This is a genomic window from Pectobacterium carotovorum, assembly GCA_016415585.1.
Classification (GTDB): domain Bacteria; phylum Pseudomonadota; class Gammaproteobacteria; order Enterobacterales; family Enterobacteriaceae; genus Pectobacterium; species Pectobacterium carotovorum_K.
Map to the genome: position 1 here is coordinate 4,658,626 of CP066552.1, position 13,642 is coordinate 4,672,267.

The following is a 13,642-nucleotide window of genomic DNA, read 5'->3' on the forward strand; positions in this document are numbered from 1 at the left end:
TGTTTTCATGCTAACGCGATTCAGCGATGAAGTCGTTAGCGAAATACGCCAGGGTGACAGGCGTATGACATGCAACGTAAAAAGCCGTGCGGTTAAGCACGGCCCTGTGACCAACGTTTCCTGTAATCGCTGTTATAGCTCGGTACCGTTGCTGGCGATCACTTTCTTATACCAGTCGAAGCTCTTTTTCTTCGAGCGCTTGAACGCGCCAGTGCCATCATCGTGTTTATCCACGTGGATGAAACCGTAGCGTTTGTTGTACTGACCCGTGGTGAAGGACACGCAGTCGATGCAGCCCCACGGGGTATAGCCCATCAGCTCCACGCCGTCTTCCACGGCAGCTTTCTTCATCTGATCGATATGCGCTTTGAGGTATTCGATGCGGTAATCGTCATTAATACTGCCGTCGGCTTCCGCCTTGTCTACGGCGCCAAAGCCGTTTTCGACGATGAACATCGGTTTCTGATAACGTTCGTAGAAGCTGTTCAGCGTATAACGCAGGCCAACCGGGTCGATCTGCCAACCCCATTCCGACGCCTTCACATGTGGGTTTTTCACGCCGCCGTCAAAGCCCGTAATCGCATCTTCTTTTTTCTGGCCTTTCGCCGACAGTTGCACCGCGCTGCTCATGTAGTAGCTAAAGCCCAGATAGTCCGTGCAGCCTTCGCGCAGCGTCTGTTCATCTTCCGGCTGCATATCAATCTGATAGCCTTTGCGCGCCCACTCTTTCAGGATGTAAGACGGGTAGTAACCACGCAGTTGCACATCACCGAACAGGTGGCGTTCGCGCATCGCTTCTTGGGCAAACATCACGTCATCTGGATGGCATGACCACGGATAGATCGGCACCAGCGCTAGCATGCAGCCAATTTTGAAATTCGGGTTAATTTCATGACCCAGCTTCACCACTTTCGCACTGGCGACAAACTGGTGGTGCAGCGTTTGGTACATCGCCTGCTCTGGCTTGTCGTGATCGGTAAAAATCACGCCGGAACAGCAGTAGCCAAACAGCGGATACTGCCAGTTACGCTGGTTATTGATCTCATTGAAGGTCATCCAGTATTTCACTTTAGACTGATAACGCTTCATAACCACTTCGCTGTAGCGGACAAAGAAATCCACCACTTTACGGTTCAGCCAGCCGCCGTATTGCTTAACCAGATGATGCGGCATCTCAAAGTGAGACAGCGTAATCACTGGCTCAATGTTGTATTTCAACAGCTCATCAAACAGGTCGTCATAGAATTGCAGACCGGCTTCATTCGGCTCCAGCTCATCGCCATTGGGGAAAATACGCGTCCAGGCAATCGAGGTGCGGAAGCATTTGAAGCCCATTTCAGCGAACAGGGCAATATCTTGTTTATAGTGGGAATAGAATTCCACCGCCTGATGGTTTGGATAACTGACACCAGGCTGTACGCCATCGGTAATCACACGGTCAACGCCGTGGGCACCGCCGGACAGAACATCGCAAATGCTGACGCCTTTGCCGCCTTGATCCCAACCACCTTCAACTTGATGCGCCGCTACCGCGCCGCCCCACAGAAAGTCTTTCGGTAATTGTTCAGCAGACATCTTATTTCCTTCTCGTTAGTTCAAATTTACATGTTGTTAATTTATAAGCTGTTTAAGGGTGGAGATTTCCCGATGCAGTTGAATCAGTTCCTCAACCAGTTCACGGCATAGCATGGCGTTCATCAGGTGATCTTGCGCGTGAACCAGAATCAGGTTGACTGGGATCTTTCCGCTGCCCTCATCGGCACCAATCAAGGCCGTCTGGATTTGATGGGCTTTGCGCGCCGCAACGGAAGCCGTGTTCAGCCGTTCTTCAGCCGTGTCCCAATCGTATTTTCTGGCGGCACTCAGCGCTTCCATCGAGCTTGAGCGCGCTTCTCCCGCATAGATAATCAGTTCCATTACTGTCGTTTCATCGAGAATGGTTTCATCGCGCATCACTCACTGCCTCCTCCGCTGTACCCACTTCTTGTGCGACCAGCTGACGTTCATACATTTTAAAGAAGGGGTAATAGATTAAGGACGAGATGACAATCAGTACCCCTACCAGCACCACCGCACGCCAGTCCCATCCCGTAGACCAGGCTGCGCCAATCGGGCCCGGCGTTGTCCAGGGTGCAAGAGAAATCACGCGGTGCACCAAATCGGTTTTTAACGCGATATAGGCAAGGGTGGCGTTCACCAACGGCGCGGTAATAAACGGAATAAACAGCAGCGGATTCATCACAACGGGTGAACCAAAAATCACCGGTTCGTTGATGTTGAACATGCTCGGCACCACGGCCAGCTTGCCGATGGAGCGCAAGTGAGCAGAACGGCTACGCAGGTAGAGAAAGACCAGCCCCATGGTCGCTCCCGAGCCACCCACCGTAATGAAGAACTGCCAGAAGGGTTCAATAAAAATTTTGGTGATCGGTGCGCCCGCGTTAAACGCTTCCTGATTGATCCCTAAGTTAGTCAACCAGAATGCCTGCAAGATGCCGCCGACGATAACGGCCCCGTGAATCCCAGCAAACCACAGCAGGTGGCAAAGCAGCACCGCAATCAGGATGGCGGGGAGCGAGTCGGATGCCGAGATAATCGGCGCAAAGACGGCCATAATCGCCTGCGGCAACAGCATGCCGAACTGGCTCTGCATAAACAGGCTAAGCGGGAAAAGCGTGAAAAAGATGGCAAGAATCGGGATCAGCAGATCGAAAGACTGGCGGATTTTCGGTGGCACCTGTTCCGGCAGGCGAATACCAATATTGCGCTTCTGCAAAAAATGCATTAGCTCCGTCGAATAGATCGCCACGATAATCGCGGTGAAAATCCCCTCGCCACCCAGCGACCCAACCGGCAGACTTTTGTCGATTTGCGGAGCCGCCACCACCATAAACGACATCAGTGCCAGACTGGCAGCCATAAAACCGTTCATTTTATAGCTCTGCGCTAGGTTATAAGCGATGGCGCTGGTGATATACACCGCCATAATGCCCATCGTCATGTTATAGGGCATCATGATCTGTTCGCCGTGGCGTTCCACCATCCCTAGCCACCATTGTGCGAAAGCCCATTCACTGTTAGGGCTAAAAGGCGGATGGGCGAATAACATCATAAAAGAGCCGACAATTAAAAAAGGCATGGAAGCAATGAATCCATCCTTAATTGCCACAACATGACGCTGGCTGGAAAGTTTTGCCGCAATCGGGCTAATACGATTTTCGATAACGCTGAATAATGACTCGGTTAATTTACTCATTATTCCTCCCGTTATATTACGCAATCATCGCCAGGGCATCGTTGAGGACTTTTTCCCCATTCATCATGCCGTAATCAACCATATTAATGACCGCAATCGGCTTCTTTTTCTCGTCAGCTATCACCTTGAATTCAGGCAATTTATACTTGATCTGTGGCCCCAGAAGGCAGCAATCATATTCATCAATCAGCTCATTAAATTCTTCAAAACCCACGGCTTTTATCTCAACAGCGATCGCATTTTTCTCGGCGACCTTTTCCATTCGCTGTACCAGCATGCTGGTAGACATTCCTGCTGCGCAACAGAGTAAAATCTTATTCATACTGCACCTCACCGTCTGTTTTTTTATTATTCAAGCAAGACATAAAATAATATGCAACCGGTTTCATATTGTTTTTACTGTTTTTTGAAGGCGATCATAAATAGCGCAATCGGGGAATATTTTTATCCCTACACTTGTTATTGCTGATAAAAAAGGAGGATTTTTCCCTATAATGACAACATAAGGCAATACAGGAGAACGGGAAAGTACGATGGTAACCATGCTCGATGTAGCGAAAAAAGCCGGTGTATCCAAAGCCACCGTATCACGCGTGCTGACAGGGAATAACTATGTCAGTAAAACCACGCGGGATCGGGTGTTTCAGGCGATTGAAGAGATTGGCTACCGGCCCAACCTGCTGGCGCGCCAGCTCGCCACGAGCAAATCGCAAATTATTGGTTTGGTTGTGACCAACACGCTGTACAGCGGCCCTTATTTCAGCGAATTGCTGTTCCAAACGGCAACCATGACGGAAAAATACGGGCGGCAGCTCATCATGGCAGATGGCAAGCACAGCGCGGAAGAAGAGCGCGAAGCGATCCAGTTCCTGCTCGATTTACGCTGCGATGCCGTCATTATCTATCCGCGTTTTCTCTCCACGGATGAAATGGAAGAGATTATTGAACAGCACAATCAGCCGATCATGGTCGTGAACCGCACACTGCATCAGCACGGTGATAACGGCATCTGCGCCGATCACCAGCAGCACTGCCATGATGCCGTCAATTACCTGATTGCACAGGGCCACCGTGATATCGCCTTTGTCTGCGGATCGGCGAACTCACCCACCGGTACAAGCCGACTGGCGGGCTACCGACTGGCGCTGGAGGAAAACGGGGTTCCCTATAATGACAGGCTGGTTGCGTCAGGCGACTGGACCCATGACAGCGGTTATACGGCAGCAAAAACCCTGCTTCAGCGGTCAGCTACCTTCAGTGCACTGGTCGCCAGCAATGACGATATGGCGATTGGCGCGGCCAAAGCGCTGCGCGAACACGGCCTCGCCATTCCGCAGGATGTCTCGCTGCTGGGGTTCGATGATTTACCGATGGCATCGTGGTTCTACCCGCCCCTCACTACCGTACATGTGCCCGTCGCTGAGATGATCAGCTATACCCTTGAGAAACTGCTGTGCCGGCTAGAGGGTGAAACCGTCGCGCCTGCACCCGCCTTCAAAGGCGAATTGATTATCCGCGATTCCGTCAGCAAAGGCCCTGCCGCCTAATCCTCGCTCACACGGTGAGGCGTCATGCCTCACTGCTATCTCGATTTAAGCACCACGCTGATTTGTGACATTTCCGTGAATAACCTAAAGAGATATTGTTTCCCGCCGATAATTTATTTGTGACTTACATCACAAAAAATGACGAGTCGCGCAAGGGAATGGCCCAAAAACAGAAAGGAAGACAATCGATTGATTCTTTTATGAAAAAAGGTGCCTATGGGCGCTTATATCCCAGGGGATATTACGCATATGTCTACAACACTGTTACCGGTTAATCACAGCACCCCATCCATCCACGCCTCACCAACCACGTCAAAAAGAAAGCTCAGCACACGTATGCTGATGCTCCTGGCGGGCGTCACCACCATCGCACTCGGTTTTATTCTCACTATCGGCCTGCTGATCTGGCAATCTGGCCAGCAGCAAAAAACCATCGCACAGCAGTATCTTGAGCAAACGGCATATACCAACAGCTACCTCATTCAACAAAAGCTGGATGTCGCGCTACATGCGGCGCGCAATCTGGTGCAGAGCGTTGTCAGCCTGCAAGAAGCAGGTAACGCCGACCGAAAAACCGCTGAGACGCTGCTGAAGAATGCGCTGAAGAGTCATCCCGACTTCCTTTCGATGTCGCTGGCGTGGGAACCCAATGCGTTTGACGGCAAAGATCGCGAGTACGCTGGTCAGCCCGATCAGGATCCGCAAGGTCGCTTCGTCCGCTACGTTGACCGCGATACCGCAGGCAACGTAGCTCTGCATAATCTGGTGGATTATGAAACGCCCGGCAGCGGCGACTACTATCTGCTACCGAAAAAGCTCCAGAAAGAAGTGATTCTGGAACCGTATAGCTATCCCTACAACGGCGTCGATGTTCTACTGACCTCCATTGCCGTGCCTATCATCATCAACAACAAATTTTACGGCTCCGTCACCGCGGACTTTTCGCTGGATACGCTGCAACAGCTCACCAACAATATAAAACCCTATCAAGGCACGGGCTACGCCCAGTTACTGTCCCACACCGGTGCCTACATTTCTCATCCTGACAAAGCCCGGATAACCAAGAAAATTGAAAACGACCCAACGCTGCTTGAGCATGTCACCACAGGTCAGTCTTATCAGATTGAACGTGACAATGACGTGCTGAACACGCCGGCGTTTAACGTGTATATGCCGGTAAAAATCGGCAATACCGGCACGCCCTGGATGCTCGGCCTGTCCGCCCCCGTCAATGTGGTGATGGCGGAAACCGCACAGCAGCGCAACGTGGGCCTGCTGCTTATGGTGCTGAGTATCGTGGTGGTTTCCGGCGCGTTGGGCATCATCTTTAACCGCAAGGTTGCTCGTCCGATCGGTGGCGAACCCGCTCAGGCCGCACAGATCGCCCTGTCCGTCGCACAAGGGGATTTAACGCAGACCATTCCTGTGCAACCGAAGGACGACAGCAGTATTTTTTACGCCATGAACGCCATGCAGACGCAGTTGAGAGACATCGCCGAGCAGCTGATTAGCACCAGCGAATCTGTCAGCCACGGTGCGACGGAAATTGCAGCAGGCAACACCGATCTGGCTTCCCGCACCGAGCAACAGGCGGCGGCGCTGGAAGAAACCGCCGCCAGCATGGAGCAGATTACAGCGACGGTGAAACAGAATGCGGATAACGCCCATAACGCCACAACGCTGGCGCAGAATGCCGCGCACATCGCTCAGAAAGGCGACAAGATAGTGGGTCAGGTTGTTCACATTATGAGTGAGATCGACGATAGTTCGAAGAAGATTGCCGACATTACCAGCATCATCAACGGCATCGCGTTCCAGACCAATATTCTGGCACTTAACGCAGCGGTGGAAGCCGCCAGAGCGGGCGAACAAGGCCGCGGTTTCGCGGTCGTTGCCAACGAGGTGCGTAACCTCGCTCAGCGCAGCGCCAGTGCCGTAAAAGACATCACCGCGTTGATTACGGAGTCCGCCAGCCGTGTCGATAGCGGCGTTACGCTGGTTCAGAACGCCGGTGAAACCATGCAGGAAATGCTGAGTGCCGTCACATCGGTAAAAGACATCATGGATGAGATCGTCTCAGCGTCAGATGAACAATCACGCGGGATCAGCCAAGTGACGCAGGCCGTTCACGAGATGGACGGCGTCACCCAGCAGAACGCCGCGCTGGTGCAGGAAGCCACGGCGGCGGCCGCCTCGCTGGAAGAACAGGCCAGACAGCTCGCACAAACGGTGCTGGTATTTAAGCTCTCGTAATCACAGTCCTTCACCCGTAGAAATCCCACACAGGCCGGAAACGGCCTGTGCTTTATTCCCAGCGAGGACAGCAATCCTCAAACGAATGTGACGTTGGTTTCAGCTCCGGGCTATTTTTCTCATCAAAATTTCCAACCGTCAGCGCAATGGTTGGTTCATCATCAATCGCCCCCAGCGTGCTGCCGCAGTGCGGACAAAAAGCCCGGCTGGAATAATCAGACGAGCGATAGCGCGCGGGCTCTCCACCTTCTCCAATCCACTCAACGGCTGCTCGGGGAAACTCAACCCACAGCAGCGTTGGTGCACCGGAATGCTGCTGGCAATGGGTGCAGGAACAGGCATGCGGATTGCCCGGTTCGCCCGTTGCCCTGAACCGAATCTGACCACATAAACACCCACCCAAATACGATTTGGTCGTCATGTCGTTCTCTCCTATCCTGCCGAAAAGGCGGGTATCAATATTCGCCATAGATGATATAAGTAATATGCTAACCTTATGATCCATTTGCCAGGGAGTGACGCCCTGTTCCTGCGCCAGCTCTCACGATAATAAAATCTACAGACCTGTAAGCTGCAAAAAAACATGAAATTCATAAAACTACCGCTACTGGCGCAAATCTCATCAGCGCATCTGGTGAGTCATTTCCATATGATGGTGCTGCCCGCGCTCATTCCGCTGCTTTCAGCCCAGCGTGATATCAGCTTTGTCGAACTCGGGTTTGCGCTCAGCGTATTCAACATTGTCTCTGCCTGCGTGCAGACGCCGATTGGTTTTATGGTGGACCGCATCGGCGCGCGCCGCACGTTAACCGCAGGGATCACGCTCGGGAGCCTCTGTTTTCTCTCTCTCGGTTTTTCAGGCAGCTACGTTTGGCTGGTCGCTGCGATGGGGCTCGCGGGGGTGGCGAATGCGGTTTATCATCCGGCGGATTACGCCTTGCTGTCGCGCGGGATTGATGAGAAGCGCATGGGCCGTGCGTTCTCGGTGCACACGTTCTCCGGCTTTCTAGGCACCGCGATTGCGCCCGGTATTTTGCTGTCCGTTGCCGCCTTTTCCGGCATCAGTAGCGCATTCATCGTCTCTGGCATCCTCGGCTTACTGACGGTACCGCTGCTTCTGACGGATCGCGATGAACCCAATCGGGTGAAACCTGCGGCAGCAACAGGCACCCAGCCGGGCAAATCGCGCGCACCCGTTTTCACGCTGCCGATCCTGGCGCTGCTGATTCTGTTCCTGCTGCTGAATTTAAGTACGGGTTCAATCCAGAACTTCTCGGTTACCGCATTAGTCACGGGCTACGATTTGTCGCTTTCACAGGCTAACGTGGCGCTTACCGCATTCCTGTTCGCCAGCGCCTTTGGCGTATTAGCTGGCGGTTCACTGGCGGATAAAACCAAGCGCCACGGGCTGGTGGCAACAGCGGCGTTGGCCGCCACCGCCGTGCTGGTCAGTATCGTTGCCATGTATTCCTTACCGACTCTCGTGCTTGTTCCGTTGCTGGCTGCTGCCGGTTTCCTCTCCGGCATGATCGCGCCTTCACGGGATATGCTGGTGCGTGCCGCATCACCACCGGGGGCAGAAGGACGGGTATTTGGGATTGTCTCCACCGGCTTCAACATTGGCGGTGCCGCAGGACCGGTGCTGTTCGGCTGGCTGCTGGATCACGGCCATCCTCACGCCATTTTCTGGTCTGCCGTCATCTTTATGCTGATTACGTCTTTCATCACCCTGCTACAGGAAATGCGCAGCGCCAAACGACGTGCATTGGCCTAATGAAAGCATAAAAGACCTAGGGAACGTTTTTCAACGTCGCTCGCTACGGCCAAAAGGGTGGCGAGCAGAAAGCTCGCCATAAAAAAGCCAGCTCCGCAGGGAGCTGGCTCAGATAACGATAACAACGTAGACCGAATCAGATATCGATATTCATCGCTTTCAGGGCGTTCTCTTCGATAAACGCACGACGCGGTTCAACGGCATCACCCATCAGGGTAGTGAACAGCTCATCGGCAGCAATGGCGTCTTTCACCGTCACGCGCAGCATGCGGCGGCTGGCCGGATCCATCGTGGTTTCCCACAGCTGATCCGGGTTCATTTCACCCAGACCTTTATAACGCTGTATGGTCAGGCCGCGGCGGGACTCTTTCACCAGCCACTCCAGCGCCTGTTCAAAGCTGGCAACCGGCTGACGACGCTCACCACGTTCGATGTATGCATCTTCTTCAATCAAGCCACGCAGTTTTTCACCCAGCTGATTCAATTTACGGTATTCGCTACCCGCGATGAAACCTGTACCCAGCGCATAATCGGTATCCACACCGTGCGTGCGCACGCGCAGCGCCGGTTCAAATACGCCGCGTTCTTCATCATGGTGAATGACAAAGCTGTATGTGCTGCCGTGAACCTCGTTTTCGTTCAGGCTGCTAACCAGCGATTCCGCCCACACCTGTACTTTTTCACGCTCGCCCAAATCGGCTTCAGCCAACGTTGGTTGATAAATCAGATGGTTCAAGAACACACGCGGGAAGCGACGTTCCATACGGCCAATCATCTTCTGTATGGCGTAATGTTCAGAAACCAGTCTCTCCAGCGGTTCACCCGCCAGCGCAGGAGCCTGTGCATTGGTGTGCAGCGTCGCGCCATCCAGCGCCAGTGCGATCTGGTACTGGTCCATCGCTTCATCATCTTTGATGTACTGTTCCTGCTTGCCTTTTTTCACCTTGTACAGCGGCGGCTGAGCAATATACACGTGGCCACGCTCAACAATTTCAGGCAGTTGACGATAGAAGAAGGTCAACAGCAGGGTACGGATGTGCGAGCCATCCACGTCGGCATCGGTCATGATAATGATGCTGTGGTAGCGCAGTTTGTCCGGGTTGTATTCATCACGACCAATGCCACAGCCCAGCGCGGTAATCAGCGTCGCGACTTCCTGTGAGGAAAGCATCTTGTCAAAACGGGCTTTCTCAACGTTCAGGATTTTACCCTTCAGCGGCAGAATTGCCTGGTTCTTACGGTTACGCCCCTGCTTAGCAGAGCCGCCCGCTGAGTCCCCTTCCACCAGGTACAGTTCAGACAGCGCGGGGTCACGTTCCTGACAGTCCGCCAATTTGCCCGGCAGGCCAGCCAGATCGAGCGCACCTTTACGACGCGTCATATCACGCGCTTTACGCGCCGCTTCACGGGCACGTGCGGCATCAATAATTTTACCGACCACAATTTTGGCATCTGATGGATTTTCCATCAGATAATCCACCAGCTTCTCATTCATCAGCGATTCAACCGCCGTTTTCACTTCGGAAGAAACCAGCTTGTCTTTGGTCTGCGAGGAGAATTTTGGATCCGGCACTTTCACGGAAACCACGGCAATCAGCCCTTCACGCGCATCGTCACCGGTGGCGCTGACTTTGGCTTTCTTGCTGTAGCCTTCTTTATCCATGTAGGTATTCAGCGTACGGGTCATCGCGGCACGGAAACCGGCCAGGTGCGTACCACCGTCGCGCTGTGGAATGTTGTTGGTAAAGCAGTAAATGTTTTCCTGGAAACCATCGTTCCACTGCAGTGCTACTTCCACGCCGATGTCATCTTTCACCGTCGAGAAATAAAACACGTTCGGGTGAATTGGCGTCTTGTTGCGGTTCAGGTAATCAACAAACGCCTTGATGCCGCCGTCATAATGGTAATGATCGGCTTTATCTTTCTCACGTTCGTCGATCAAGCGGATGGAGACACCGGAGTTCAGGAACGACAGCTCGCGCAGACGCTTAGCCAGAATCTCATACTCGAATTCCACCACGTTGGTGAACGTCTCATGGCTCGGCCAGAAGCGTACCGTCGTACCGGTTCTGTTGGTTTCACCCGTAACCACCAGCGGAGCCTGCGCCACACCGTGTTTATAGGTCTGCTCGTGAAGTTTTCCGTCACGGTGAATAACCAGCTTCAGTTTTTCCGACAGGGCGTTAACCACGGAAACCCCTACGCCGTGCAGGCCGCCGGAGACTTTATACGAGTTATCATCGAACTTACCGCCCGCGTGCAGCACGGTCATGATGACTTCAGCGGCGGAGATCCCTTCTTCTTCGTGAATGCCGGTCGGAATACCACGGCCATCATCCTGCACCGATACCGAGTTATCAGCATGGATGGTGATGATAATGTCTTTACAATAGCCAGCGAGTGCCTCGTCGATAGCGTTGTCCACAACCTCGAATACCATATGATGCAGGCCGGTACCATCGTCCGTATCGCCGATATACATACCTGGGCGTTTACGTACCGCATCCAGCCCTTTCAATACCTTGATACTTGAGGAGTCATAAGAATTCGACATCAACGTTTCTCGCTCATTTTAGTCCTGTGATTGAACCGTTATTTTACCCTGTTCTACGCGGAACATCTTGCCCTTTTCACCAATCATGTCCTCTATCTGCTCAGCGCTAACCGCACTGACAAAAACCTGTGCATGAGTGGCTTTTAACCGTTCAGCCAGCAAACGGCGGCGGGTACTATCCAGTTCGGAAGCAAAGTCATCGATCAGATACAGACAGCGCAGTCCGTTCTGACGGGTGAGAAATTCACCCTGAGCCAGCCTCAGCGCACACATCAGCAGCTTGAGCTGGCCACGGGACAGCATATCCTCAACTGCCACGCCGCTGGCGCGGATGCGGAAGTCGGCTTTATGCGGCCCCAGCGCCGTATAACCTAACATACGGTCGCGTTCGAACTGCCGTTCCAGCAGTTCTGCATACTCACTTTCTTTATCCCAGCCGCGCTGGAAAGAGAAACTGAGAGAAAATTCAGGCAAAAATTGCGTACAGGTCGCGGCGATATCATTGGCAATTGCCGCGCTGTATTGCGCACGCCATTCGCTGATACGTTCCGCCAGCGGCACCAGTTCCTGATCCCAGGCTCTGAGCTGCCCATAGTGACTCACCTGACGCAGCGCTGCATTACGCTGGCGCAACAAACGCTTCATGTTGCTCCAGGCTGCGAAAAAGCCGGGCTCATTATGGAAACAGCCCCAGTCGAGAAAGGCACGGCGATACTTCGGCCCACCGTTGAGCAGGGTGAACCCTTCCGGGGTGATCAGCTGTATCGGTAACAGTTGCGCCAGTTCAGCAACTTTATGGCCGTCACTGCCGTCAATCCGTACCTTGCTGTCGCCCTGACGGTTTTTGCTTAACCCGACGGATCGCTCCGTTTCAGTACCGTCAATACGGCCATGCAGCACAAATTCCGGCTGATCGTGACGAATCACGCGCCCCGCCTGAATGCTACGAAACGCCCGTCCGTGCCCCAGCGTATAAATCGCTTCCAGCACGCTGGTTTTACCGCTGCCGTTGGCGCCGACCAAAAAATTAAAGCCGGGAACCAGCGCCAGATCGGCCGCCTCGATGTTACGGAAATCTTTGATGAGAAGACGAGTGAGAGCCATACGACGCTATTCGAGTGAGTAAAGGTGGGCGGATAAGCCCACCTATTTGCTAGAGACGCATTGGCATGACGACATAGGCCGCCGCACGGCTGGCGCTATCTTCGATCTGCACGCTGGAAACAGAATCAGTCAGCAGTAAACGGACGCCTTCGCACTTCAGCGCGTTCAGCACATCCAGTACATAGCTAACGTTAAAGCCGATCTCCATCTCGGTGCCGTCGTACTGTACATCCAGAATCTCTTCCGCTTCTTCCTGCTCTGGATTGTTAGCCGTAATTTTGAGCTGATTCTGAATCAGATGCAGACGCACACCGCGGAATTTTTCATTCGATAAAATCGCCGCACGGGAGAAGGCCTGCTTGAGCAGATCACAACTGGCTTCCAGCGTTTTATCCGGGTTCTTCGGCAATACGCGGCGATAATCAGGGAAACGACCATCAACAAGCTTCGACGTGAAAATGAAATCGCCGACATGCGCGCGAATGTTGTTGCTGCCGATTTGCAGTTGCAGCGGGGTATCACCACCATCCAGCAGACGCACCAACTCCATCACACCTTTACGCGGCACGATCACCGAATGTGAGGGTAAAGATTGCCCAACCGGCATCGAACAGACCGCCAAACGGTGACCATCGGTCGCGACCGTACGCAGCTCTTCGCCTTCGGTTTCAAACAGCATACCGTTGAGGTAGTAGCGGACATCCTGATGCGCCATCGAAAACTGCGTCGCTTCGATCAAACGCTTCATCGTCGCCTGCGGCAGAGAGAATTCAACCTCGCTCTGCCAGTCGTCCAGATTAGGGAAATCCGCTGCGGGCAGCGTGGACAGCGAGAAACGGCTGCGGCCTGAGCGCACCAGCATGCGATCGCCATCCAGCATAATCGTGATTTCTGCGCCTTCCGGCAGCCCCCGGCAAATATCAAACAGTTTGCGGGCAGGGACGGTCGTGGCACCCGGCTCATGCGGCTGCGTCAGCGCAACCTTCGCCACCATTTCCATTTCCAGATCGGTACCGGTCAGCGACAGCGCGCCTTCCGTCACCTGAATCAGCAGGTTGCCCAGAATCGGTAAAGTCGGTCGACCGCCCAGCGGGCTGCTGACCTGTTGTAATGGCTTTAACAGACGTTCGCGTTCAACAATAAATTTCATAGTG

11 protein-coding genes are annotated in these 13,642 nt (G+C 53.4%); 3 read left to right on the forward strand and 8 right to left on the reverse strand.

Features of this window, described 5'->3' with window-relative positions:
- Positions 1-132 precede the first annotated feature (132 nt).
- The 4 genes from JFY74_20725 to JFY74_20740 are packed head-to-tail and all read right to left on the reverse strand — an operon-like array spanning position 133 to position 3,578.
- Positions 133-1,575: a 6-phospho-beta-glucosidase gene (locus tag JFY74_20725; GenBank protein ID QQG28428.1), complete on the reverse strand. Its 1,443-nt coding sequence runs from the start codon at positions 1,573-1,575 to the stop codon at positions 133-135.
- Positions 1,576-1,611: 36 nt separating this feature from the next.
- Positions 1,612-1,953, reverse strand: coding sequence for a PTS lactose/cellobiose transporter subunit IIA (locus tag JFY74_20730; protein ID QQG28429.1), 342 nt, complete (start codon positions 1,951-1,953; stop codon positions 1,612-1,614).
- Positions 1,943-3,256, reverse strand: coding sequence for a PTS sugar transporter subunit IIC (locus JFY74_20735; protein QQG28430.1), 1,314 nt, complete (start codon positions 3,254-3,256; stop codon positions 1,943-1,945). The genes JFY74_20730 and JFY74_20735 overlap by 11 nt, the downstream gene beginning before the upstream one ends.
- 16 nt (positions 3,257-3,272) lie before the next feature.
- On the reverse strand, positions 3,273-3,578 hold the full coding sequence (locus tag JFY74_20740) for a PTS sugar transporter subunit IIB (protein ID QQG28431.1): 306 nt from the start codon (positions 3,576-3,578) through the stop codon (positions 3,273-3,275).
- Positions 3,579-3,789: 211 nt separating this feature from the next.
- On the opposite strand from JFY74_20740, the gene JFY74_20745 reads away from it, so the two are divergent.
- Positions 3,790-4,803, forward strand: coding sequence for a LacI family DNA-binding transcriptional regulator (locus JFY74_20745; protein QQG28432.1), 1,014 nt, complete (start codon positions 3,790-3,792; stop codon positions 4,801-4,803).
- 249 nt (positions 4,804-5,052) lie between these two features.
- Positions 5,053-7,056, forward strand: coding sequence for a methyl-accepting chemotaxis protein (locus tag JFY74_20750; GenBank protein QQG28433.1), 2,004 nt, complete (start codon positions 5,053-5,055; stop codon positions 7,054-7,056).
- A gap of 52 nt (positions 7,057-7,108) precedes the next feature.
- Here JFY74_20750 and JFY74_20755 read toward each other — a convergent pair whose 3' ends face one another.
- Positions 7,109-7,477 carry a GFA family protein gene (locus JFY74_20755; GenBank protein ID QQG28434.1) on the reverse strand — a complete coding sequence of 123 codons (369 nt, stop codon included), beginning with the start codon at positions 7,475-7,477 and terminating at the stop codon, positions 7,109-7,111.
- A 162-nt stretch (positions 7,478-7,639) separates the two neighbouring features.
- Here JFY74_20755 and JFY74_20760 point away from each other — a divergent pair, with 162 nt between their 5' ends.
- Positions 7,640-8,830: an MFS transporter gene (locus tag JFY74_20760; protein ID QQG28435.1), complete on the forward strand. Its 1,191-nt coding sequence runs from the start codon at positions 7,640-7,642 to the stop codon at positions 8,828-8,830.
- A gap of 136 nt (positions 8,831-8,966) precedes the next feature.
- Here JFY74_20760 and gyrB read toward each other — a convergent pair whose 3' ends face one another.
- Genes gyrB through dnaN form a run of 3 tightly spaced genes read right to left on the reverse strand, consistent with a single transcriptional unit; the run spans position 8,967 to position 13,638 of the window.
- Positions 8,967-11,384: a DNA topoisomerase (ATP-hydrolyzing) subunit B gene (gene gyrB, locus JFY74_20765; GenBank protein ID QQG28436.1), complete on the reverse strand. Its 2,418-nt coding sequence runs from the start codon at positions 11,382-11,384 to the stop codon at positions 8,967-8,969.
- Positions 11,385-11,402: 18 nt separating this feature from the next.
- A complete protein-coding gene (recF, locus tag JFY74_20770) occupies positions 11,403-12,488 on the reverse strand; it encodes a DNA replication/repair protein RecF (GenBank protein QQG28437.1) in 1,086 nt (361 codons plus the stop codon).
- A 49-nt stretch (positions 12,489-12,537) separates the two neighbouring features.
- Positions 12,538-13,638 (reverse strand): DNA polymerase III subunit beta, encoded by a 1,101-nt coding sequence (gene dnaN, locus JFY74_20775; protein ID QQG28438.1) that lies wholly within the window; start codon positions 13,636-13,638, stop codon positions 12,538-12,540.
- Positions 13,639-13,642 lie beyond the last annotated feature (4 nt).

Bases quoted from the DNA above. Each gene is read 5' to 3' on its own strand.
- JFY74_20725 (QQG28428.1), bottom strand. From the start codon at position 1,575: ATGTCTGCTGAACAATTACCGAAAGACTTTCTGTGGGGCGGCGCGGTA.
- JFY74_20730 (QQG28429.1), bottom strand. From the start codon at position 1,953: ATGCGCGATGAAACCATTCTCGATGAAACGACAGTAATGGAACTGATT.
- JFY74_20735 (QQG28430.1), bottom strand. From the start codon at position 3,256: ATGAGTAAATTAACCGAGTCATTATTCAGCGTTATCGAAAATCGTATT.
- JFY74_20740 (QQG28431.1), bottom strand. From the start codon at position 3,578: ATGAATAAGATTTTACTCTGTTGCGCAGCAGGAATGTCTACCAGCATG.
- JFY74_20745 (QQG28432.1), top strand. From the start codon at position 3,790: ATGGTAACCATGCTCGATGTAGCGAAAAAAGCCGGTGTATCCAAAGCC.
- JFY74_20750 (QQG28433.1), top strand. From the start codon at position 5,053: ATGTCTACAACACTGTTACCGGTTAATCACAGCACCCCATCCATCCAC.
- JFY74_20755 (QQG28434.1), bottom strand. From the start codon at position 7,477: ATGACGACCAAATCGTATTTGGGTGGGTGTTTATGTGGTCAGATTCGG.
- JFY74_20760 (QQG28435.1), top strand. From the start codon at position 7,640: ATGAAATTCATAAAACTACCGCTACTGGCGCAAATCTCATCAGCGCAT.
- gyrB (QQG28436.1), bottom strand. From the start codon at position 11,384: ATGTCGAATTCTTATGACTCCTCAAGTATCAAGGTATTGAAAGGGCTG.
- recF (QQG28437.1), bottom strand. From the start codon at position 12,488: ATGGCTCTCACTCGTCTTCTCATCAAAGATTTCCGTAACATCGAGGCG.
- dnaN (QQG28438.1), bottom strand. From the start codon at position 13,638: ATGAAATTTATTGTTGAACGCGAACGTCTGTTAAAGCCATTACAACAG.